Below are 20953 nucleotides of genomic sequence, written 5' to 3'. Positions count from 1 at the left end.
CCGTCCCCTGCACAAGCGCTCGTAGTTTCAGGCCGAGCAGCAAGGATGGGCCTCGCGGGTAATCGTTTCGCTCCTTCTTTCATGCCTACTGCTTGACGGGCTTGCTTCCGCATATGCTGCAAACTGGCGTTCAAGCGCCTTGACCGCACTGTTGCGCCAGCCTTCCGCCACGGACTCCGACATGGGATCGGGGAAGATTTCCTCCTCGCCGTTCTCCACTCCGTCCAGGATTGCCCGTGCGACAGACTCCGGAGAGGCCTTCGCTATGTCCAGACCCCGTGTCATGTCTGTGTCTACCGGGCCAGGAAGGACCCTGTGGACGCTGACACCCCGTCCGGCCAAGAGGGTGCGCAACGACTGTGACAGGGAGAATGAGGCCGCCTTCGAGACCGAGTAAGCCGGACTGAACGGCACGGCGGCAATCGAGGCCAGCGACAGAATGTTGACGATCGCTCCCCGGGACCGAGCCAGCAACGGCAGCAGAGCCTGAGTCACATCATACGAGCCGAAGAGATTTACGGCGAGCTGTTGTTCGAGCACACGACGGTCGCTGAGGTCATCGAAGGGCGATACGCCGGCGTTGTTGATGAGGATATCGAGAGCATCGATCTTCTCGACGGCTTCCCGGATCTGCGCAGCGTTCGTTACATCCATGGCCAGGGACGTAACACGCCGATCCGAGTGGGCCAGGGGTTTGCGGGTTGCGGCAAAGACGCGCTTCGCGCCTCTGCTCAGGGCTTCCTCGACCAGTGCCCGACCGATGCCCCGATTGGCTCCAGTTACCAGGATAGTTGTACCTTCGATTTTCATTGCGTCTCTCCTAGTGCTTATCGTTGCGTTCGAACTCAGTGCACAATCGCGGCGCAACTCAGGTTGGCTACAGTGGCCGTTCTCGCTACGACTGGGTTGGTGAGATGGACTTAGCGCCGGATATCGAAGCCATGGGAGTGACAAGTGTGACGGGATTCCGATGGACTCGCTGATCACGGCCGCGGCGTACGCGCTCGCGGCGGGCGATCCGCTCGGCGCCTTGAAGCGGGTTGCGCTGCGTGACGACGCGCCGGCGCTTGCGCTCAGAGGCATCGCGATGGCGCAGCTTGGTGACCTGGTTCGAGCGAAGGTTCTCCTCAAGAGGGCGGCGCGCGCATTCAGCCCGAGGGAGGCCGTGGCCCGCGCGAGGTGTGTCGTCGCCGAGGCCGAGATCGCGCTCGTCTCGCGCGACCTCACCTGGCCGGCCAAGGCACTCGACGCCGCGCGGGCGACGCTTGAAAAGCATGGCGACCGCGTCAACGCCGCGCATGCGCGCAACCTCGAGGTTCGGCGCCTGCTCTTGATCGGCCATCTCGACGAAGCCGAGCGCAGGCTGGACGGCTTTGATCCCTCGCCGCTGCCACCCGCATCGCGGGCCGCCCACGAACTGGCTGTCGCCGGCATCGCCATCCGCCGCTTGCGGACCGGTCCTGCGCGCGCCGCACTTGGCGTGGCGGCGCGGGCGGCGCGCGCGGCCGGCATTCCCGCGCTGATCGCGGAGGTGGAGAGCGCAGCGCTGGTGCTGGACACGCCGGCGGCACGCCTTATCGCCCGTGGCGAGGAACGGCCCCTCCTGCTCGACGAGGTCGAAGCGCTCCTGGCGTCGGAGGCGCTCGTGGTGGATGCATGCCGCAATGTCGTGCGGGTCGCTGACACTGTCGTCTCGCTGGCGACCCGCCCGGTGCTGTTCGCGCTGGCCCGTGCGCTGGGCGAAGCCTGGCCGGGGGACGTGGCAAGATCGACGCTTATCGCGCGCGCTTTCCGGGGAAAGGACGCGGACGAATCACATCGCGCACGGTTACGGGTCGAAGTCGGGCGGCTTCGCGCGGAGCTTCGGAGCTTGGCCGATGTGAGCGCGACGAAGCGGGGCTTTGCGCTGGCGCCGCGCCGCGCCGGCGAGGTCGTCGTGCTGGCGCCGCCCGTCGAGGACGATCATGCCGCGGTGCTCGCTTTCCTCGCCGACGGCGAGTCTTGGTCGAGTTCGGCCCTGGCGATTGCGCTTGGCGCCAGTTCGCGTACCGTGCAGCGGGCGCTCGAGCAGCTCGCCCAGGCCGGCAATGTGCAGTCGTTCGGCCGCGGGCGAGCGCGTCGCTGGATGACCCCGCCGGTGCCGGGTTTCCCGACAATCTTGTTACTCCCCGGTCCACTGCCGGGCTACTAGGATACAATCATGGAACGATCCGCAGCCGAAATCCTCCGAGAATACGGGCCCTTTCCGGGTGTCGACCACGTGGACGGCGTTACCTTCGACGGCGAGCATGTCTGGTTTGCGTCAGGCGACAGATTGAATGCCTTCGATCCAGCGAGCGGCAAAGTGGTGCGCTCGATCGATGTCGCGGCACACGCTGGGACGGCCTTCGACGGCCAGCACCTCTATCAGATCGCCGAGGATCGCATCCAGAAGATCGATCCGAAGACTGGCCAGGTGCTGGCGACGATCCCGGCGCCCGGCAATGGCGGTGACTCCGGGCTCGCCTGGGCCGAAGGAACGCTCTGGGTCGGGCAGCATCGGGGCCGAAAGATTCATCAGGTCGATCCCGAGACAGGGGCAATCCTTCGCACCATCGTTTCCAATCGCGTCGTCACCGGGGTCAGCTGGGTCGACGGCGAACTGTGGCATGGCACCTGGGAGGGTGAGGAGAGTGATGTTAGGCGGATCGATCCTGAAACGGGAAAGGTCCTGGAGAAGCTCGATATGCCGCCGGGAACAGGCGTGTCAGGGCTCGAATCCGATGGCGGCGACCAGTTTTTTTGTGGCGGCGGCAACAGCGGCAAGGTCAGAGCCGTTCGCCGGCCCAAGCGAGGTTCCGCGACCAGGATTTGAGCTTTCCACCCTCTCGGCCGGCCCTCTTGGCCGGTTGGGTTAGCCTAGGCTCGCGATCAATTTTTCGAGCAGGCGTGCCAGCATGATCTGCTCTGGGCGTGCCAGGCCTGAAAGTATCTGGTGCTCGTTGGCAACGTGCGCGGCGATTGCCTCGTCGATCAACGCCAGACCTTTTTCGGTCAGCTGCACGACAATCCCGCGCCGATCGTTCGGATGCGGCCCGCGCAGAATCAAGCCGGATTTCTCGAGCCGATCGAGGCGGTTGGTCATCGCGCCCGACGTCACCATCGTCGCCTCGTACAGAGCCGTCGGCGTCAGCGCGTATGGAGACCCGGAACGACGCAGCGTCGCCAGCACATCGAATTCTCCGGATTGCAGTCCGTAACGTGCAAACAGCGGCGCCAGCCGCTCTCGCGCGATCAGCGAGGCGGCCTCGTTCAACCGTCCGAGCACGGCCATCGGCGAGACATCGAGATCCGGCCGTTCCTTTTTCCATTGCTCGATCGCTTTTGCTGCGCGATCCATGTCTCTCACCGTTATGTATCTCAACGTGAAGAATATTTCTATTATCTTACCTCAGCTTGTGGTATTGGCCAAGGGCCGCGAACAGGCGACGGGACGGTGCGATGAAATTTCTCTGGGACTCGGCGCTTGGCCTTCTAGTCGTCACCGGCGGACTGCTCGGCCTGACGCTGCCGTTCGGCAAAATCGCGACGGCGGCCGGCGTCCCCGCCATGATCTGGGCCTTCGTCATCTCGCTCGGTGCCGGCGGCGTGCTTTTGTGCGCATTGCTGCTCAACGGGCAGCGCATCCGGCTTACGCCGCACAGGCTGCGCTATTTCTTGGTCACTGCGGCCGTCTCCTACGCTATCCCCAATCTGCTGATGTTTTCGGCCATTCCGCATCTGGGCGCCGGCTACAGCGGCATCATGTTCACGCTGTCGCCGGTCGTCACGCTGGTGTTCTCGATGCTGCTCGGGGTCAGGCGCCCCACCACGCTGGGCGTCGTCGGCATTGCCGTCGGTTTCGTCGGGGCGGTCATGGTGGCGGTAACGCGCGGCGAAGCGGGCCAGCCAGCCGAATTTTTCTGGGTTGCGATGGGCCTGCTCATCCCCGTCAGCCTTGCCGCCGGCAACATCTACCGCACCATCGACTGGCCCGAAGGCACCGGCCCGATCGAGCTTGCCGTCGGCAGCCATCTGGCAGCGGCCGCGATGCTGCTTGCCGGCATTCTGGTTCTGCTGGGCGGCAACGCATTCGGCTCGCTCGGCAGCGTGCCGCTGGTCGCTGCAGCACAGGCGGCATCGGCCTCGGCGATGTTCGCCTTCTTCTTCCGGCTGCAAGCGGTCGGCGGCCCGGTCTATCTCAGCCAGATCGGCTATGTGGCGGCTGCGGTCGGGCTGTTTGCCGGGACGCTCTTCCTCGACGAGCGCTATCAATTGCTGACCTGGGCTGGTGCCGTCATCATCACCGCCGGCGTGTTCATCACCACCAAGGCGCAAAGCCAGAAGGCGTAAGTTTCAGACGGATGCCTTCTCCGCCAGCACCATGTAGTTGACGTCCATGTCCTTCGACCGCTGCCAGCGGTCGGCGAGCGGGTTATAGGTGACGCCGGTGCGGTCGATGACGGTCAGGCTGGCGCCGGCAAGCGCCTTTTCGAGCTCCTCGGGGCGCACCAGCTTGCCGAACTGGTGGGTGCCGCGGGGCAGCCAGCGCAGTACATATTCGGCGCCGATGATAGCCAGGCCAAGAGCCTTCAGCGTGCGGTTGATGGTGGCGACGAACATGATGCCGCCAGGCTTGACCATCTCGCCGCATTTGGCCACGAACAGGTCGATGTCGGCGACATGCTCGACCACTTCCATGTTGAGGATGACATCGAATTTTTCGCCGGCGTCGGCCAGGTCTTCCGCGGTCGTGGCGCGGTAATCAACGCTCACGCCGACTTCCGCCGCATGCAGTTTTGCTACCTCGATATTGGTGGCGGAGGCATCGGCGCCGACCACTTCGGCGCCAAGCCGCGCCATCGGCTCGCACAAAAGCCCGCCGCCGCAGCCGATGTCGAGGAAGCGCAGGCCTTCGAACGGCCGTGCCGCACGCGGATCGCGGCCAAAGCGGGCCGCCACCTGGTCACGGACATAGGCAAGCCGGATCGGGTTGAACTTATGCAACGGGCGGAACTTGCCGTTGGGGTTCCACCATTCGGCGGCAAGGGCGGAAAAGCGTTCCACCTCTCCGGCATCGATCGTCGATCGTCGGGGCTCTGGCATGGCGTGGTCTCCTCGGACGCTAGGAAGTCGGGCGCGAGGCTGCGAATGTCAAGGCGCGAAATTCACGGCCTGACTGCGCGTAGCCTGTGATGCCCGCCAGCGTTGCGTTTTCGCCAGCTGCATTTATGTCAGCACATGTCAGTTGACGGTGTGCCGGAAGGAAACACCCATGCTCTGGCGGACGAAGCAGAGACATCGTGTTCGAAGGAGTGGACAATGATGCAAACGGTAGCTTCCATTCTTTGGTGCCGGCTCGATCTCGAAGGCCACGACGCTTGCCTGCTGTCGGAATCGGGCTCGGGGCGGAACCTCAGGGGACATGCGCTTTTCGTCCAGGACGGCAAACCGTGCAGCATCGCCTACGAGGTGGACTGCGATGCCGGCTGGCATACACGATCGGCGCGCGCCGACGGCTTTCTCGGCACGCAAGAGCTGCATTGCCAGATCGAACTGCTTGCCGGCGGCCAATGGACGCTGAACGGCAAACGCCAAGTGGAAGTCGACGGTCTCATCGATGTCGATCTCGGCTTCACGCCCGCTACGAACCTTTTGGCGCTCCGCCGTTTTGCCCTCGATGTCGGCACGGCGACGCCCGCCCCGACAGCCTATCTGACATTTCCCGAACTCAGGCTCGTTCGCCTGGAACAGACCTATCAGCGCGTCGATGCGGCACACTACGCCTATGCCGCCCCGCTGTTCGGCTACAATGAGATGCTGGAGGTCTCGCCGGTTGGCTTCGTCGTCGACTATCCGCGCCTGTGGAGAGGCACAGCACAGCTGGGCTGAAGCGAGCAGCATTTGCCAAGAAGTAGCGCAGGCGCGATGCTGCGCTCGTGTGTCGCCCAGGCGGCAGCGGCAGCACGCCTTGCGAAACCGCGATCATTTGGCTAAGGAGGCCGCGCATTGAGCGTCCGGCCCCGGTCGGACGCATTTTCCGCTTTTCGGCCTTCGGTCCGGCATTCATTCAAAGGCATTTCGCTTCCATGGCGCGCATCGTGATGAAATTCGGCGGAACGTCCGTCGCCGACATCGCCCGCATCCGCAATGTGGCGCGTCATGTCAAACGCGAGGTCGACGCCGGCCATGAGGTCGCCGTCGTGGTCTCGGCAATGGCCGGCAAGACCAACGAACTCGTGCAATGGACGCGCGAGGCCTCGCCCATGCACGATGCGCGCGAATATGACGCCGTCGTCGCCGCCGGCGAGCAGGTCACCGCCGGCTTGCTGGCGATCGCGCTGCAGAATATCGGCGTGCATGCCCGTTCCTGGCAGGGCTGGCAGATCCCGATCAAGACCGACAACGCGCATGGCGCGGCGCGCATTCTCGACATCGACGGCGCGTTCTTGATCAAGCGCTTCGGCGAAGGCCAGGTGGCGGTGGTTGCCGGGTTCCAGGGCATCGGGCCGGACAATCGGATCGCGACGCTCGGTCGTGGCGGCTCCGATACCAGCGCAGTCGCCATCGCGGCGGCGGTCAAGGCCGATCGTTGCGACATCTACACCGACGTCGACGGGGTCTATACGACCGATCCGCGCATCGAGCCGAAGGCGCGGCGGCTGGCCAAGATTTCGTTTGAGGAAATGCTCGAAATGGCCTCGCTCGGCGCCAAGGTCCTGCAGGTGCGCTCGGTCGAGCTTGCCATGGTGCACAGGGTGCGTACTTTCGTGCGGTCGTCCTTCGACGATCCCGACGCACCAGGAATGGGGGATTTGCTTAATCCGCCGGGAACGCTTATTTGCGACGAGGAAGAGATCGTGGAACAGCAGGTCGTCACCGGAATTGCCTACGCCAAGGACGAGGCGCAGATTTCGTTGCGCCGCGTCGGCGATCGGCCGGGCGTCGCCGCCGGCATTTTCGGGCCGCTGGCCGAGGCCAACATCAATGTCGACATGATCGTCCAGAACATCTCCGAGGACGGCAAGTTCACCGACATGACCTTCACCGTGCCATCCGGCGACGTCGACAAGGCGCTTGCCGTGCTGGAGCGGCTGAAGGCGACGATCGGCTATGACGTGGTGCAATCGGAAGCCGGCATGTCGAAGGTTTCGGTCATCGGCATCGGCATGCGCAGCCATGCCGGCGTCGCCGCCACCGCCTTCAAGGCGCTGGCCGACAGGTCGATCAACATCCGTGCCATCACAACGTCCGAAATCAAGATTTCGATCCTGATCGACGGTCCCTATACGGAACTTGCAGTTCGCACTTTGCATTCCGTCTACGGTCTGGATAAGCAGTAGCAGACTGCATCGGCCCCGAAATCGGAGTCGATTTTCGGAAAGCACGATGCAGCAGATCGAAAGTCTTAGAGCGTCCTTTGTGCGTCCAATTGGACGCACAGCGCTCTAATTGAGTTGTTGCGTGAGCGCCGGCCGCAGGAGAAACTGCGCCGGCTGACATGCCATTGGAGAAGAAGCCGCGATGCGTGATACGGCCAGTGGCCCGCGCGTTTTGCTGAAACGGCTCCGCGAGCTCATGCAAGAGCCGCTGGAGCCGCAGGAGCGGCTTGACCGCATCGTGCGCGACATCGCCTCCAACATGGTTGCCGAGGTGTGCTCGCTCTATGTGCTGCGCTCTGATTCGGTGCTCGAGCTGTACGCCACTGAAGGCCTGAACCCGACCGCCGTCCACCTGGCGCAGCTCAGGCTGGGGCAAGGCCTGGTCGGCACGATCGCGGCCTCGGCGCGGCCGCTCAACCTCTCCAATGCACAGGAACATCCTGCCTTCGCCTACCTGCCGGAGACCGGGGAAGAAATCTACAATTCCTTCCTCGGCGTGCCGGTGCTGAGGGCAGGGCGGACGCTCGGCGTTCTGGTCGTGCAGAACAAGACCATGCGCCATTATCGCGACGACGAGGTCGAGGCCCTGGAAACGACGGCAATGGTGATCGCCGAGATGATCGCCACGGGCGATCTGGCGCGGCTGACCCGGCCCGGCCTCGAGCTCGATCTGCGCCGTCCGGTGAGCTTTACCGGCCTGTCCTTCAACGAAGGCGTTGGCCTTGGCCATGTGGTGCTGCACGAGCCGCGCATCGTCGTCACCAACCTGTTCAACGAGGACAGCGAGGAGGAGGTCAGGCGGCTCGACACGTCCCTCGGCTCGCTCAGGCTCTCCATCGACGACATGCTGGAGCGCCGCGATGTCGCCTTCGAGGGCGAGCATCGCCAGGTGCTCGAAGCCTATCGCATGTTCGCCAACGACCGCGGCTGGGTGCGCCGGCTGGAGGAGGCGATCCGCAACGGCCTGACGGCCGAAGCGGCGGTCGAAAAGGTGCAGAGCGACATGCGTGCCCGCATGCTGCACATGACCGATCCGTATCTGCGCGAGCGGATGAGCGATTTCGACGATCTTGCCAACCGGCTGTTGCGGCAGCTGATGGGGCGCGGTCCGGAGGACGTCGCGGCCTCGCTGCCCAAGGACGCCATCATCGTCGCCCGCTCGATGGGGGCTGCCGAGCTGCTCGACTATCCCAGAGACAAGCTGCGCGGACTGGTGCTGGAAGACGGCGCGGCGACCAGCCACGTCGTCATCGTGGCGCGGGCCATGGGCATACCCGTCGCCGGCCAGATGAAGGGCGCCGTTTCCATGGCGGAAAACGGCGATGCCATCATCGTCGATGGCGTGGAAGGCGCGATCCATCTGCGCCCGCAGCCCGACCTCGAAGCCGCCTATGCCGAAAAGGTTCGTTTCCGGGCGCGGCGTCAGGAGGTCTACCGCGAGCTGCGCAAGAAGCCGTCGGTGACCAAGGACGGCGTCCAGGTCGATCTTCTGATGAATGCCGGGCTGGCGGTCGATCTGCCGCAACTGGCCGAAGCGGGTGCGGCCGGCATAGGCCTGTTCCGCACCGAGCTGCAATTCATGGTCGCTTCGACCTTTCCGCGCGCCGAAGCCCAGGAACGCTTGTACCGTGACGTGCTCGAGGCGGCGCGCGACAAGCCGGTGACGTTCCGCACCATCGATATCGGCGGCGACAAGGTGCTGCCCTATTTCAAGGGCTCGATCCAGGAAGAGAACCCCGCGCTCGGCTGGCGGGCCATCCGCCTGACGCTCGACCGGCCTGGCCTGCTGCGCACCCAGATCCGCGCGCTGCTCAAGGCGTGCGGCGGGCGCGAACTGAAGCTGATGCTGCCAATGGTGACGGAACTCGGCGAGATCGCGCAGGCGCGCGAGATCATCGATCGCGAGGTGCGGCATTTGTCGCGCTTTGCCCATCACCTGCCGACCAGCCTCAAGGTCGGGGCGATGCTGGAGGTGCCGTCTCTGCTGTTCCAGCTCGACGAGCTGATGAAGGCGGTCGATTTCGTCTCGGTCGGCTCGAACGACCTGTTCCAGTTCGTCATGGCGGTGGATCGCGGCAACACCCAACTGTCCGACCGCTTCGACACGCTGTCGACGCCGTTCCTGCGCGTCCTGAAGCAGATTGCCGACGCCGGGGCTCGCAACCATACGCCGGTGACCTTGTGCGGCGAACTCGCCGGCAAGCCGATCTCGGCGATGGCGCTGATCGGCCTTGGCTACCGCTCGATCTCAATGTCGCCGGCATCGATCGGCCCGGTCAAGGCGATGCTGACGGAACTGCCGCTCAGCGAGCTGGAAGCGTTCTTCGACGACAATCTGATGGCGCCGGCGCAAGGCTTGCCGATGCGGGCCCTGCTGCAGGCCTTTGCCGACGACCGATCTATACCGCTATAGCATTTGGCCATGATCAACCTGCCCCGCGACCGTATGGATCAAGTCGTCAAGCGTCTCGACATGCTCGAGGCGCAGATGTCGGCCGGGCCGGCGGCGGACGCCTATGTCCGGATGGCCTCCGAATATGCCGACATCCAGGAGATGGCGGCAAGGATCAGGTCGCTGCGCGCCGCCGAGCGCGAACAGGCCGATCTGGAGGCGATGCTCGCCGACAAGGGCACCGACGCCGAGATGCGGGCCTTGGCCGAGGCCGATCTGCCGGAGGTCAAGGATCGAATCGAGGCGCTGCAGAAGGACATCCAGATCCTGCTGTTGCCCAAGGATGCCGCAGACGACAAGAACGCCATCCTCGAAATCCGCGCTGGCACCGGCGGCGACGAGGCGGCGCTTTTCGCCGGCGACCTGTTTCGCATGTACGAACGCTATGCCGCGGCGCATGGCTGGCGTTTCGAGACGGCGTCGGCCAGCGAGGGCGAGGTCGGCGGCTATAAGGAAATCATCGCCACCGTCTCGGGCAAGGGCGTCTTTGCCCATCTGAAATTCGAATCCGGCGTGCACCGCGTTCAGCGCGTGCCGACGACTGAGGCGGGCGGGCGCATCCATACCTCGGCGGCGACGGTCGCGGTGCTGCCGGAAGCCGAAGAGGTCGATATCGACATCAGGGCCGAAGACATTCGCATCGACACGATGCGCGCCTCGGGTTCCGGCGGCCAGCACGTCAACACCACCGATTCGGCCGTGCGCATCACCCATCTGCCGACCGGCATAATGGTGGTGCAGGCGGAAAAGTCGCAACACCAGAACCGGGCGAAGGCCATGCAGATCCTGCGCGCCAGGCTCTACGACCTCGAGCGCGGCAAGGCGGACGAGGAGCGCTCCGAATCGCGCAAGTCGCAGGTCGGCTCGGGCGACCGCTCGGAACGCATCCGCACCTATAATTTTCCGCAAGGGCGCGTCACCGACCATCGCATCAACCTGACGCTCTATAAGCTCGACCGGGTGTTGATGGGCGAGCTCGACGAGATCATCGACGCGCTGATCGCCGATCACCAGTCGAAGCTGCTCGCCGATATCGGTATCGATGGCTGACAGCCTGCCCGGCACGCTGGCCTCACTGTTGCGGGAGGCGCGAAACCGTCTTGCCGCATCCGGGGTTGCGGATCCGGCGCTCGATGCCAGGCTGATCGTCGAGCATTTTTCCGGCACGACCCGCACGCAAGCCATCGCCGATCCCGAGCGAACGGTCGATGCGGGCGTGACGGCAGCGATCGATGCCGCCTTGCGACGGCGCATCGCCGGCGAGCCGGTGCACCGCATCCTCGGCTACCGCGAATTCTACGGCTTGCGCCTGTCGCTTTCGCCGGAAACGCTGGAGCCGCGGCCGGATACCGAAACGCTGGTCGAGGCGGTGCTGCCCTTCGTCAAGGCAATGGCGGCACGCGAAGGCGGCTGCCGCATCCTCGATCTCGGGACCGGTACCGGTGCCATCGCGCTGGCGCTGCTCAGCGCCGTTCCAGCCGCGACCGCCACCGGCGTCGACATTTCGCAAGAGGCGCTGGCCACCGCCACGCGCAATGCCAGGGAAGTGGGGCTCGCCGGCCGGTTCACGGCGCTCAAATCCGACTGGTTTGAAAAAGTTTCTGGCCGGTACCATGTAATTGCCGCAAACCCTCCCTATATACCCTCAGACGACATTGGAAATCTGCAGGACGAGGTCCGCGGTTTCGATCCACGCCAGGCCCTTGATGGCGGTGTGGACGGTCTGAGCCCCTACAGGAAGATCGCCGCAGGAGCGGCAGCGTATTTGGAACTCCAAGGCAGGATTGCGGTCGAGATCGGCCATACGCAGCACCAACAGGTTACGGAGATATTCTCCGCAGCTGGGTACTGTTCGGTCGGGGTGTTTCGTGATCTCGGCGGAAACGACAGGGTTCTTGTGTTCGAACGGTGAAACCCGTGATGCAGTGCGAAAAAAGCGCTTGGCAATACCGGGGAATGCGGCTAGGGTCGCCTTAACCGGATGAGACGAAGCAGGCAGTGCTCTTAGCGATTCGGTTTTCCTTGGAAATAGCTGCCTTCTTGCGCAAACGACGCCCAAGCTTCGTGCGGGAATCGTCCGGCAAGTGAAGTAACCGGAACAGGATGGCACGTGGCGCCAACGCAATCGATGCGGGCGAACGCCGGTGAAGGAACGAAACGGCTGGCCGCATGAGCGCCTCCGTTCGTGAAGAGTTTTTCGAAAATTTCAAAGTGAAGAGAGTCTAATGAGGCCACAACAGCAAAACAGGCGCATGCGCGGTCGCAACAATAACGGCGGCGGCGGCGGCAACAACAATAACAACAACCGTAAGGGGCCGAATCCCCTGACGCGCAACTACGAGAGCAACGGCCCGGACGTGAAGATCCGCGGATCGGCTCAGCAGATTGCCGAGAAGTACGCGACCCTTGCCCGTGACGCGCAAAGCTCCGGGGACCGGGTGATGGCAGAAAACTATCTCCAGCATGCAGAGCACTATAACCGCATCATCGCAGCCGCTCAGGCGCAGATGCCGATCCAGAACGCCCAGCAGAATCGCGACGATTTCGACGATGACGGCGACGAGGATCGCGACGAGTTTGACAATGCCGGCAACAACAATGCCAACGAGGCATCGGGTTCGACGGTCAATCAAGGTGCCGGCCCGCAGCCGGTCATCGATGGCACGCCGGCCGAGCTGGCTCTGAACCAGGAAAACAGCCGCGACAACCGAGGCCGCGATAACCGTGACAATAACGGCCGCGACAACAATGGCGGACGCCAGCGCGACCGTCGCCCCAATGGCGGTTACGGCCAGCGCGGCGAGTATGGCTCGCGCGGCGAGCAGCAGGGTGGACAGCGCGTCGAACAGCCACGGCGCGACGAGGCGCCGGCGCAGGCGGAGCCCGTGCCTGCCGCTGAGCCGGTCTTTGTAAGCGAGCCCGCACCGCAATTCGAAAACTTTTCGCCGGCGGGTCTCGCCGCCCAGGCCGAGCTCAACGAAGCCGCTGCCGAAAACAGCCCCGCACGCCGCCCCAGGCGTCCGCGTCGCCCACGCGTCGATGTCGAGCAGGCAAATGGCGGCAACGACAACGCCGGCCCTGACAGTGCCGAGACTGGCAATGCCGATGCGGCGCCGGCTGAAGGCGCTGGCGGTCAACCTATTATTGCCGACGTCGAGAATTGATCGAAGAAACGTTCAGGCGATCTTAGCGCATCCTTTACCCTAGACGGCGGAGAGAAATCTCCGCCGTTTTTGTTTGCGCGCTCGGGATATTATGCGTTCGCCAGTGTCGAGGCGTCTTGAGGGTCCGTGGTTTGCGTCCCATATCTTGCGTGTACAGGATCCGGCTCGAACGGGCGGGTCCGTCACCGCAATCTGATCCGGTGCCGCGAAGCGGGCCGGTGACGGAAGGAGACAGGCATGAATCTTGAAAAATATTCCGAGCGCGTGCGCGGTTTTATCCAGTCCGCGCAAACCATGGCGCTTTCCCGCAATCACCAGCAATTCACCCCCGAGCATATCCTCAAGGTCCTTGTCGATGACGACGAGGGCCTGGCTGCGTCGCTGATCGAGCGCGCCGGCGGCAATGGCCGTGACGTCAAGCTCGGCGTCGAAACGGCACTGGAGGCAATGCCCAAGGTCGAGGGCGGCAATGGCCAGCTCTATCTCGCGCAGCCGCTGGCCAAGGTGTTCTCGACCGCCGAGGAGCTGGCCACGAAGGCCGGTGACAGCTTCGTCACCGTCGAACGGCTTTTGCAGGCGCTCGCCATGGAAAAATCGGCCAAGACTGCCGGCATCCTGGCCAAGGCCGGTGTCACGCCGCAGGCGCTGAATCAGGTCATCAACGACGTACGCAAGGGTCGTACCGCCGATTCTGCGAGCGCCGAGCAGGGCTATGACGCGCTGAAGAAATACGCGCGCGACCTGACGGCGGACGCCCGCGCGGGCAAGCTCGATCCGGTCATCGGCCGTGACGACGAGATCCGCCGCACCATCCAGGTGCTGTCGCGCCGCACCAAGAACAACCCGGTGCTGATCGGCGAACCCGGTGTCGGCAAGACGGCGATCGCCGAAGGGCTGGCGCTGCGCATCGTCAATGGCGACGTGCCGGAATCGCTCAAGGACAAGCAGCTGATGGCGCTCGACATGGGGTCGCTGATTGCCGGCGCCAAATATCGCGGCGAGTTCGAGGAGCGGCTGAAGGCGGTGCTTTCCGAAGTCACGTCTGCCGCCGGCGGCATCATCCTGTTCATCGACGAGATGCACACGCTGGTCGGCGCCGGCAAGGCGGATGGCGCCATGGATGCGTCGAACCTGCTGAAGCCGGCCCTGGCACGCGGCGAACTGCACTGCGTCGGCGCCACCACGCTCGACGAATACCGCAAGCATGTCGAGAAGGATGCGGCCCTTGCCCGCCGCTTCCAGCCGGTCTTCGTCAATGAGCCGACAGTCGAAGACACCGTCTCGATCCTGCGCGGCCTGAAGGAGAAATACGAGCAGCACCACAAGGTACGCATCTCGGATTCGGCGCTGGTCGCGGCCGCAACGCTGTCCAACCGCTACATCGCCGACCGCTTCTTGCCGGACAAGGCAATCGATCTCGTCGACGAGGCCGCGTCGCGGCTCAGGATGCAGGTCGATTCGAAGCCCGAGGCGCTGGACGAGATCGACCGTCGCATCATGCAGCTCAAGATCGAGCGCGAGGCGCTGAAGGTCGAGAAGGACGATGCGTCGAAGGACCGGCTCGCCCGGCTCGAGAAGGAGCTCTCGAACCTGGAGGAGGAATCGACGGAGCTGACCTCGAAATGGCAGGCCGAGAAGCAGAAGCTCGGGCTTGCCGCCGACCTCAAGAAGCAGCTCGACGAAGCGCGCAACGAACTTGCCATCGCTCAGCGCAAGGGTGAATTCCAGCGCGCCGGCGAACTTGCCTATGGCAAGATTCCGGAACTCGAAAAGCAGTTGAAGCAGGCCGAAGCCAGGGATGGCAAGGCCGGCATGGTCGAAGAAGTGGTCGGCCCCGATCACGTCGCCCATATCGTCTCGCGCTGGACGGGCATCCCGGTCGACAAGATGCTGGAAGGCGAGCGCGACAAGCTGTTGCGCATGGAAGACGAGGTCGGCAAGCGCGTGGTCGGCCAGGGCGAGGCGGTGCAGGCGGTGTCGAAAGCGGTACGCCGTGCGCGCGCCGGCCTGCAGGACCCGAACCGGCCGCTCGGCTCGTTCATGTTCCTCGGGCCGACGGGCGTCGGCAAGACCGAACTGACGAAGGCGCTGGCCAGCTTCCTGTTCGACGACGAGAGCGCCATGGTGCGCATCGACATGTCGGAGTTCATGGAGAAGCACTCGGTCGCCCGGCTGATCGGCGCGCCTCCCGGCTATGTCGGCTATGAGGAGGGCGGCGCGCTGACCGAAGCGATACGGCGCCGGCCCTATCAGGTCGTGCTGTTCGACGAGATCGAGAAGGCACATCCGGACGTGTTCAACGTGCTGCTGCAGGTGCTGGACGACGGCCGGCTGACCGACGGGCAGGGCCGCACGGTCGACTTCCGCAACACGCTGATCATCATGACGTCCAATCTCGGCGGCGAATATCTGGTCAATCTCGGCGAGGACCAGGATGTCGACGTCGTGCGCGACGAGGTGATGAATGTCGTCAGGGCTTCGTTCCGGCCGGAATTCCTCAACCGCATCGACGAGGTGATCCTGTTCCACCGGCTGCGCCGGCAGGATATGGATCGTATCGTCGAGATCCAGCTCAAGCGCCTGGAAAACCTGCTTGTCGACCGCAAGATCGCGCTTTCGCTCGATCAGGAGGCGATCGATTGGCTGGCGGCCAAGGGCTATGACCCTGCCTATGGCGCGCGGCCGCTGAAGCGGGTGATGCAGAAGGAATTGCAGGACCCGCTGGCGGAAAAGATCCTGCTCGGCGAGATCCTCGACGGCTCGACCGTCAAGGTCACCGCTGGGTCCGACCGCTTGAACTTCCGCTCGAAGCCGGCAGTCGTGGCAACCGAAGCGGCTGCCTGACTTTAAGCCGAGAGCCTGTTCCATCCCGATGGAATCGGGATGGGGCTCCTATCTTCTTTTTTGACCATGATCTTTTCCGAAAACCGGCATCCACTTTTTGCTACGCTTCGGTTCGGGATCATGGTCTAACATCACTGGCGGGGCGCAGATGACGCTGGACGACTATAACGGCTTCTGCGCCTCGCTGCCTTCGACGAGCCATGTCGTGCAGTGGGGCGGCGCCCATGTCTGGAAAGTCGGCGGCAAGGTCTTTGCGATCGGCGGCTGGAGTGAAGGCAAAGAGCCGTTCGTCACCTTCAAATGCTCCGACATCGCCTATGACGTGTTGAGGGAGCAGCCGGGCCTTCGGCCGGCGCCGTATCTTGCCTCACGCGGCATGAAATGGATCCAGCGCCAGACCAGCGAAAGCATGGATGATGGCGCGCTGAAGGATTATCTGCGCGAAAGCCACCGTCTTGTCGTGCTTAAGCTGACGAAACAGGCGCGCAAGGAATTGGGGTTCGCTGCCGGTTGATCGGTCAGAAATCCGCCATCTTCATGCCCGGTTCATATTGGAACATTATCGTTGGCAACTGATTTGCTGGCGAAGAGGGGTTCGCCTACGCGTCGGCCCGAAAATCGAATGCGATTTTCGGAAAGCACGATGCGGAGATTTAAAGCGTTAGAACGTCCTTTGCGCGTCCAAAAAGACGCGCGGCGCTCTAAAGAGACAATGCCGGCGGCGGCAATTACGGACCGGAGAATTTTGGCCATCATGTTGCGCACCATCTTCACCCTTTCAGCGCTTGCTGCCGGGCTGCTGGCGTCGAATGCGATGGCCTCGCCAATGGCAGATACCGCGCCACGGGTGGTTCGTGCTGCCGATGACGGCGGCATTCTTGTCGCCCAGAACAGCAATCTCGACATCTATTACGACGCCAGGGGAAACCGCGTCATCGTCGATGCGGAGACCGGCAAGGTCATCGCCATCCAGCCGCCGCAGACCAGACTCGACCGCCGCGCCTTGCGCCGCGAGCGCTTGCGCAACCTCGGACCGGTCGAGGACGACCCCTATTATCTCGACGACCCTGAGGACACGGCGCGGTTCCGCCGCAGGCAGTTGGAAGACGAGGGCAGGGTCATCATACCGCCGGCTGACGAGTACGACCCCTATGGCGACAATTCGGTGGAAGCCTTCCCCGAAGCGCCGCGGGATGACGGCAGCTATGGCAACAATTCTCCGGAGGCACTGCAGCCGGTAAAACCGCACACCATCGAGCGCCAGCCGCTCAACGAGGCCTCGATCGAGCCGGTCGAGCCGACGGTGCCGAACGATCAGGCGGCCTTGCCGCCAAACACCGGCGGCAAGACGGCAGTCGACCCGTCGCTTTCGCTCGGCGCCCGCCAGGATGTGGCGGAGCTGCAGGTGCTGCTCGACCGTGCCGGTTCTTCGCCCGGCGTCATCGACGGACGCTTCGGCTCGAATGTCGACAAGGCACTCGCCGCCTACAATGAAATCACCGGCAGCAATCTGAAATCCACCGACGCGGTCGGAATCCAGGCCGCCCTGGCGCAATCCGGTGGCGATGCATTCGCCTCCTACACGATCACGCCCGAGGATGCGGCCGGCCCCTATGTCGCTGCGATACCGGAGGACTACAGCCAAAAGGCCCAGCTCGACCGCATGGGCTACGTCTCCGTCACGGAGGCGATCGCCGAGCGCTTCCATATGGATGAAAACTATCTGAAGAAGCTTAACCCGGACGCCAATTTCAACCGCCCTGGCACCATCATCAAGGTCGCCAATTTCGGCAGGCTGGTGGCGACGCCGGTGGCGCGCATCATTGCCGACAAGGCCAATAAGCAGGTCCGCGCCTACGATGCAGCGGGCAAGCTGGTCGCCGCCTATCCGGCGACAATTGGCTCGTCGGACACGCCGTCGCCGTCCGGCACGCATGCGGTATCACGTGTCGCGTTTGACCCGAACTACACGTATAACCCGAACATCAATTTCAAGCAGGGCGAAAACGACAGGATCCTGACCATCCCGCCGGGGCCGAACGGCCCGGTCGGCTCGGTCTGGATTGCGCTGGACAAGCCGACCTACGGCATTCACGGCACGCCGGATCCGTCGAAGATCGGCAAGACCGAAAGCCATGGCTGCGTGCGGCTGACCAATTGGGACGCGCGCGAGCTGGCCAAGATCGTGTCGCCTGGCGTCACGGTGGAGTTCGTCGACTGAGCTGAACGTCTTCGCTCCATTCAGCCGATGATCTTTCGCAGCAGTGGCGCGCGCAGCGCCGCCGCATAGATCAGCTGCACCACCAGGATGAAGCCGACGCTGAGCAACGGGCTGACCAGACAGAGTGCGGCCCCGACAGCCCACAGGATCTGCGCTTTGACGATGCGCAGATAGACCGTTCGGGTGGTCTCCGCGTCGACGCCTTCCGCCAGGAAGCCGTTTTTGTCCGCATAGCGCCAACTGGCGAGCAGCGTTAATCCCAGCATCAAAAGATTGAGCCAGTAGACGAGCACCGCGGTTCTGAATTCGAGGAAGTCGGCGAGAAGGTCGGTCGAGAACGGCAGCAAGGCGATGAAGCCGAGGAAACAGAGGTTCAGCGTGGCAAGCCGCCGGTCGGACTTCGCGATCAGCCCGTGCTGCGCCTGCTGGCCGAACCAGAAGATGGTCAGCGTCAGGAAGCTGAGCGCATAGGTCAGGAAGCGCGGCGCCAGTGCTGCGACCGCTGCAATCAGTTCGCCTTCGGAATGCACTGTTTCATGCGCCGGCACCCTGATCTCGAGAACGATCAGGGTGAGCGCAATGGCGAACACGCCATCGGTGATGCCGACGACGCGCCCGCGTCCTTCCGCCGAGGGTTCGAGCGGTCGTTTCATGCGGTATTTCCCCCTTGTTGCAGCGTTGCGGGAAATCTAGCACGGCATCTGCCGTTTGCATCCGGGTTGGCGTAATCCTGCCTGTATGGTCAGGTTCGGCCTGGTTTCAATGAGAACAGCCTGCTGGCCGGTTGTCGGCGGCGTGCCGGCGGTCTAGGTAAGGCGGCATGCACACGCCAACCAAAGTCGGTATCGGCGCCGTTCCCCTGACCGGCTCACTTCCGGCCGATACGTTCTGCCCGCAGGCGCAGCGGCGGTTCGTGCTGATCGCCGCGATCCTGGCTTCCGCGCTGGGCTTTATCGACGGATCGGTCCTGGCCATTGCGACGCCGGCGATCCGCGTCGATCTCGGCGCCAGCCTCGCCGAGGCGCAATGGATTTCCAATGCCTATGCATTGACGCTTTCAGCCCTCATTCTCGTCGGCGGCGCCGCTGGCGATCGCTTCGGCCTGCGCCATTCCTTCGTCGCCGGCATCGTCCTGTTCGTCGCCGCCTCGCTTGCCTGCGCGTTGGCGCCTAACCCGGCGGTGCTTATTGCGTTTCGGGCTATCCAGGGTGTTGGAGCGGCCGTCATGGTGCCGGGCAGCCTGGCCATTATCGCCAAAGCCTATCCGAAAAAGGAACGCGGCCGGGCGATCGGCATCTGGGCGGCGGCATCGGCGCTGACGACAGCGCTCGGCCCGGTGCTGGGCGGCTTCGTGCTGTCGGCCTTCGGCGACGGCATCTGGCGAGCGATCTTCGCCATCAACCTGCCGCTCGGTCTTGTCTCGATCTATCTTCTGCTGGCCAAGGTCCCTGCCGACGCGCCAGCGGAAAAGCGCAGCCTCGATCTCGGCGGCGCGGCACTCGCCATATTGGCGTTCGGAGCGCTCGCTTACGGCCTGACCTCGATGAGCGGCGACGGGGAGGGGCTGATGTCCGGCCCGAGTATTGCCGCCGGCGCAGTTTTGCTCGTCGTGTTCATCGTCTTCGAACGCCGGCGGCGCGAGCCGATGATCGACCTGTCGCTGTTTCGGATCGGCGCTTTCGCCGGTGCCAATGTGGCGACCTTCTTCCTATATTTCGCGCTGTCGGCCAATCTATTCTATCTGCCGATGCTGATGATCGCCGGATGGGGGCTGAGCACGGCCGAGGTCGGCTTCATCTTCCTGCCGCTGTCGGCATTGATCGCGCTGCTGTCCGGTCCGGTCGGCCAGTGGTCCGACCGCATCGGGCCTCGCTTTCCGATCGCCAGCGGCAGTCTGGTGGTGGCTCTTGCCTTTGCCGGGCTTGCCTTGCTGGCCTATTGGGGCATCCACAATTTCTGGTTGGGGGTATTCCCGCTGATGGCGCTGATGGGGCTCGGCATGGCGCTGGTGGTGTCGCCGCTGTCGACCGCCATCATGACGGCGGTCGAGGACAAGGATACGGGTGCGGCCTCGGGCATCAACAACGCCGTCTCGCGCATCGGCGGCTTGATCGCCGTGGCGGCGATGGGATCGCTGGCGGCCTGGGTCTATGCTGCCGTGCGCGGCACGGGTGCCGGCTCCGGCATTCCGGGTTTCGGCGAACCGGCGCCCGCCGGCCTGGCGCCCGGCCTCGATGCGGCAAGGCTTGCCGCCAGCGACGCGGCATTCGCGGCCGTTGCCGCGGTGACCGCGCTGCTTTGCCTGCTTTCGGCAATGACCGCCTGGACGACGGTTTCCGGTGAGCGGCTGCCTTGGTCGCGCGACACGGCGAATCAGCAGGGCTGAAGCGGAAAATCGGCTCAGCCTTCGATTTTGGCGCTCGCGACCTTCAGTTGATTGCTGTCTTCTTGCTTGAGCAGGTCGTCGATACGTTCGCGCTCGCGCTTGAAGGCGACGAGATCGTCGCCTTTCAGCGTCTTGCCGACCGGCAGGCGGACGCGCATCGAATCAACTTTGGTGCCGTTGACGATCAGTTCGTAATGAAGATGCGGACCGGTGGAGAGGCCGGTTGAGCCGAGATAACCGATAACCTGACCCTGGCGAACGCGGACACCCGGCTCGATGCCCTTGGCAAAGGCGCTCTGGTGATTGTAGGACGTCTCGTAGCCATTGGCGTGGCGCAGGATGATCTGCTTGCCATAGCCGCCGGCCCAGCCGGCCTTTTCGACGACGCCGTTGCCTGCGGCAATGATCGGCGATCCCACCGGAGCTGCCCAGTCGGTGCCGGTATGCATTTTCACATACCCCAAAATAGGGTGACGCCTGGCACCG

18 protein-coding genes (1 of these 18 only partly in view) are annotated in these 20953 nt (G+C 63.9%); 13 read left to right on the top strand and 5 right to left on the bottom strand.

What is annotated here, in order from left to right:
* Nucleotides 1-27: 27 nt before the first annotated feature.
* Nucleotides 28-810 (bottom strand): SDR family NAD(P)-dependent oxidoreductase, encoded by a 783-nt coding sequence (locus tag NKI85_RS17550; protein WP_352777107.1) that lies wholly within the window; start codon nucleotides 808-810, stop codon nucleotides 28-30.
* Between the two features lie 160 nt (nucleotides 811-970).
* Here NKI85_RS17550 and NKI85_RS17545 point away from each other — a divergent pair, with 160 nt between their 5' ends.
* The gene (locus tag NKI85_RS17545; protein WP_352525023.1) at nucleotides 971-2191 is read left to right on the top strand and encodes a helix-turn-helix domain-containing protein; all 1221 of its coding nucleotides are present in this window, start codon (nucleotides 971-973) and stop codon (nucleotides 2189-2191) included.
* Nucleotides 2192-2200: 9 nt separating this feature from the next.
* Nucleotides 2201-2854, top strand: a complete 654-nt coding sequence (locus NKI85_RS17540) for a Vgb family protein (RefSeq protein WP_352525024.1) — start codon at nucleotides 2201-2203, stop codon at nucleotides 2852-2854.
* Nucleotides 2855-2893: 39 nt separating this feature from the next.
* Here the strand turns inward: NKI85_RS17540 and NKI85_RS17535 are convergent, their stop codons facing one another.
* Complete coding sequence (locus tag NKI85_RS17535; protein WP_352525026.1) at nucleotides 2894-3379, bottom strand: MarR family winged helix-turn-helix transcriptional regulator; 486 nt, start codon at nucleotides 3377-3379, stop codon at nucleotides 2894-2896.
* A 101-nt stretch (nucleotides 3380-3480) separates the two neighbouring features.
* Here NKI85_RS17535 and NKI85_RS17530 point away from each other — a divergent pair, with 101 nt between their 5' ends.
* Nucleotides 3481-4371, top strand: a complete 891-nt coding sequence (locus tag NKI85_RS17530; RefSeq protein ID WP_352525028.1) for a DMT family transporter — start codon at nucleotides 3481-3483, stop codon at nucleotides 4369-4371.
* A gap of 3 nt (nucleotides 4372-4374) precedes the next feature.
* Here the strand turns inward: NKI85_RS17530 and ubiG are convergent, their stop codons facing one another.
* Nucleotides 4375-5124: a bifunctional 2-polyprenyl-6-hydroxyphenol methylase/3-demethylubiquinol 3-O-methyltransferase UbiG gene (gene ubiG, locus NKI85_RS17525; protein ID WP_352525029.1), complete on the bottom strand. Its 750-nt coding sequence runs from the start codon at nucleotides 5122-5124 to the stop codon at nucleotides 4375-4377.
* Nucleotides 5125-5340: 216 nt separating this feature from the next.
* Here ubiG and NKI85_RS17520 point away from each other — a divergent pair, with 216 nt between their 5' ends.
* The 9 genes from NKI85_RS17520 to NKI85_RS17480 all read left to right on the top strand — a co-directional run bounded on the left by NKI85_RS17520 (nucleotide 5341) and on the right by NKI85_RS17480 (nucleotide 18081).
* The gene (locus NKI85_RS17520) at nucleotides 5341-5910 is read left to right on the top strand and encodes a putative glycolipid-binding domain-containing protein (protein WP_352777102.1); all 570 of its coding nucleotides are present in this window, start codon (nucleotides 5341-5343) and stop codon (nucleotides 5908-5910) included.
* A gap of 197 nt (nucleotides 5911-6107) precedes the next feature.
* Nucleotides 6108-7361: an aspartate kinase gene (locus NKI85_RS17515; protein WP_352525033.1), complete on the top strand. Its 1254-nt coding sequence runs from the start codon at nucleotides 6108-6110 to the stop codon at nucleotides 7359-7361.
* Nucleotides 7362-7542: 181 nt separating this feature from the next.
* Nucleotides 7543-9813: a phosphoenolpyruvate--protein phosphotransferase gene (gene ptsP / locus NKI85_RS17510; protein WP_352525035.1), complete on the top strand. Its 2271-nt coding sequence runs from the start codon at nucleotides 7543-7545 to the stop codon at nucleotides 9811-9813.
* 9 nt (nucleotides 9814-9822) lie between these two features.
* A complete protein-coding gene (gene prfA, locus NKI85_RS17505) occupies nucleotides 9823-10902 on the top strand; it encodes a peptide chain release factor 1 (protein ID WP_352525037.1) in 1080 nt (359 codons plus the stop codon).
* A complete protein-coding gene (gene prmC / locus NKI85_RS17500) occupies nucleotides 10895-11764 on the top strand; it encodes a peptide chain release factor N(5)-glutamine methyltransferase (protein ID WP_352525038.1) in 870 nt (289 codons plus the stop codon). Before prfA ends, prmC begins: the two co-directional genes overlap by 8 nt.
* A gap of 340 nt (nucleotides 11765-12104) precedes the next feature.
* Entirely contained in the window at nucleotides 12105-13016 is a 912-nt protein-coding gene (locus NKI85_RS17495; RefSeq protein WP_352525039.1) for a DUF4167 domain-containing protein, read from the top strand.
* Between the two features lie 237 nt (nucleotides 13017-13253).
* Nucleotides 13254-15860 (top strand): ATP-dependent chaperone ClpB, encoded by a 2607-nt coding sequence (gene clpB, locus NKI85_RS17490; RefSeq protein WP_352525041.1) that lies wholly within the window; start codon nucleotides 13254-13256, stop codon nucleotides 15858-15860.
* Nucleotides 15861-16008: 148 nt separating this feature from the next.
* Nucleotides 16009-16374, top strand: coding sequence for an MmcQ/YjbR family DNA-binding protein (locus tag NKI85_RS17485; RefSeq protein WP_352525043.1), 366 nt, complete (start codon nucleotides 16009-16011; stop codon nucleotides 16372-16374).
* A 240-nt stretch (nucleotides 16375-16614) separates the two neighbouring features.
* On the top strand, nucleotides 16615-18081 hold the full coding sequence (locus tag NKI85_RS17480; protein ID WP_352525045.1) for a L,D-transpeptidase family protein: 1467 nt from the start codon (nucleotides 16615-16617) through the stop codon (nucleotides 18079-18081).
* A gap of 20 nt (nucleotides 18082-18101) precedes the next feature.
* Here the strand turns inward: NKI85_RS17480 and NKI85_RS17475 are convergent, their stop codons facing one another.
* Nucleotides 18102-18734, bottom strand: a complete 633-nt coding sequence (locus NKI85_RS17475) for a TMEM175 family protein (protein ID WP_352525047.1) — start codon at nucleotides 18732-18734, stop codon at nucleotides 18102-18104.
* Nucleotides 18735-18901: 167 nt separating this feature from the next.
* On the opposite strand from NKI85_RS17475, the gene NKI85_RS17470 reads away from it, so the two are divergent.
* A complete protein-coding gene (locus tag NKI85_RS17470) occupies nucleotides 18902-20467 on the top strand; it encodes an MFS transporter (protein WP_352525049.1) in 1566 nt (521 codons plus the stop codon).
* 14 nt (nucleotides 20468-20481) lie between these two features.
* Here NKI85_RS17470 and NKI85_RS17465 read toward each other — a convergent pair whose 3' ends face one another.
* Nucleotides 20482-20953 carry the final stretch of a M23 family metallopeptidase gene (locus NKI85_RS17465; RefSeq protein WP_352525051.1) on the bottom strand. 1487 nt of this gene lie beyond the right edge of the window, so only the last 472 of its 1959 coding nucleotides appear in the window; the start codon falls outside the window, past its right edge — the gene reads right to left on this strand; the stop codon is at nucleotides 20482-20484.

The organism is Mesorhizobium sp. M0571, assembly GCF_040320985.1.
Taxonomy (GTDB): Bacteria; Pseudomonadota; Alphaproteobacteria; order Rhizobiales; family Rhizobiaceae; genus Mesorhizobium.
Note: the sequence above shows the minus strand (reverse complement) of the source record. Positions and strands in the feature narration are given on the sequence as shown.

Bases quoted from the DNA above. Each gene is read 5' to 3' on its own strand.
- NKI85_RS17550 (WP_352777107.1), bottom strand. From the start codon at position 810: ATGAAAATCGAAGGTACAACTATCCTGGTAACTGGAGCCAATCGGGGC.
- NKI85_RS17545 (WP_352525023.1), top strand. From the start codon at position 971: ATGGACTCGCTGATCACGGCCGCGGCGTACGCGCTCGCGGCGGGCGAT.
- NKI85_RS17540 (WP_352525024.1), top strand. From the start codon at position 2,201: ATGGAACGATCCGCAGCCGAAATCCTCCGAGAATACGGGCCCTTTCCG.
- NKI85_RS17535 (WP_352525026.1), bottom strand. From the start codon at position 3,379: ATGGATCGCGCAGCAAAAGCGATCGAGCAATGGAAAAAGGAACGGCCG.
- NKI85_RS17530 (WP_352525028.1), top strand. From the start codon at position 3,481: ATGAAATTTCTCTGGGACTCGGCGCTTGGCCTTCTAGTCGTCACCGGC.
- ubiG (WP_352525029.1), bottom strand. From the start codon at position 5,124: ATGCCAGAGCCCCGACGATCGACGATCGATGCCGGAGAGGTGGAACGC.
- NKI85_RS17520 (WP_352777102.1), top strand. From the start codon at position 5,341: ATGATGCAAACGGTAGCTTCCATTCTTTGGTGCCGGCTCGATCTCGAA.
- NKI85_RS17515 (WP_352525033.1), top strand. From the start codon at position 6,108: ATGGCGCGCATCGTGATGAAATTCGGCGGAACGTCCGTCGCCGACATC.
- ptsP (WP_352525035.1), top strand. From the start codon at position 7,543: ATGCGTGATACGGCCAGTGGCCCGCGCGTTTTGCTGAAACGGCTCCGC.
- prfA (WP_352525037.1), top strand. From the start codon at position 9,823: ATGATCAACCTGCCCCGCGACCGTATGGATCAAGTCGTCAAGCGTCTC.
- prmC (WP_352525038.1), top strand. From the start codon at position 10,895: ATGGCTGACAGCCTGCCCGGCACGCTGGCCTCACTGTTGCGGGAGGCG.
- NKI85_RS17495 (WP_352525039.1), top strand. From the start codon at position 12,105: ATGCGCGGTCGCAACAATAACGGCGGCGGCGGCGGCAACAACAATAAC.
- clpB (WP_352525041.1), top strand. From the start codon at position 13,254: ATGAATCTTGAAAAATATTCCGAGCGCGTGCGCGGTTTTATCCAGTCC.
- NKI85_RS17485 (WP_352525043.1), top strand. From the start codon at position 16,009: ATGACGCTGGACGACTATAACGGCTTCTGCGCCTCGCTGCCTTCGACG.
- NKI85_RS17480 (WP_352525045.1), top strand. From the start codon at position 16,615: ATGTTGCGCACCATCTTCACCCTTTCAGCGCTTGCTGCCGGGCTGCTG.
- NKI85_RS17475 (WP_352525047.1), bottom strand. From the start codon at position 18,734: ATGAAACGACCGCTCGAACCCTCGGCGGAAGGACGCGGGCGCGTCGTC.
- NKI85_RS17470 (WP_352525049.1), top strand. From the start codon at position 18,902: ATGCACACGCCAACCAAAGTCGGTATCGGCGCCGTTCCCCTGACCGGC.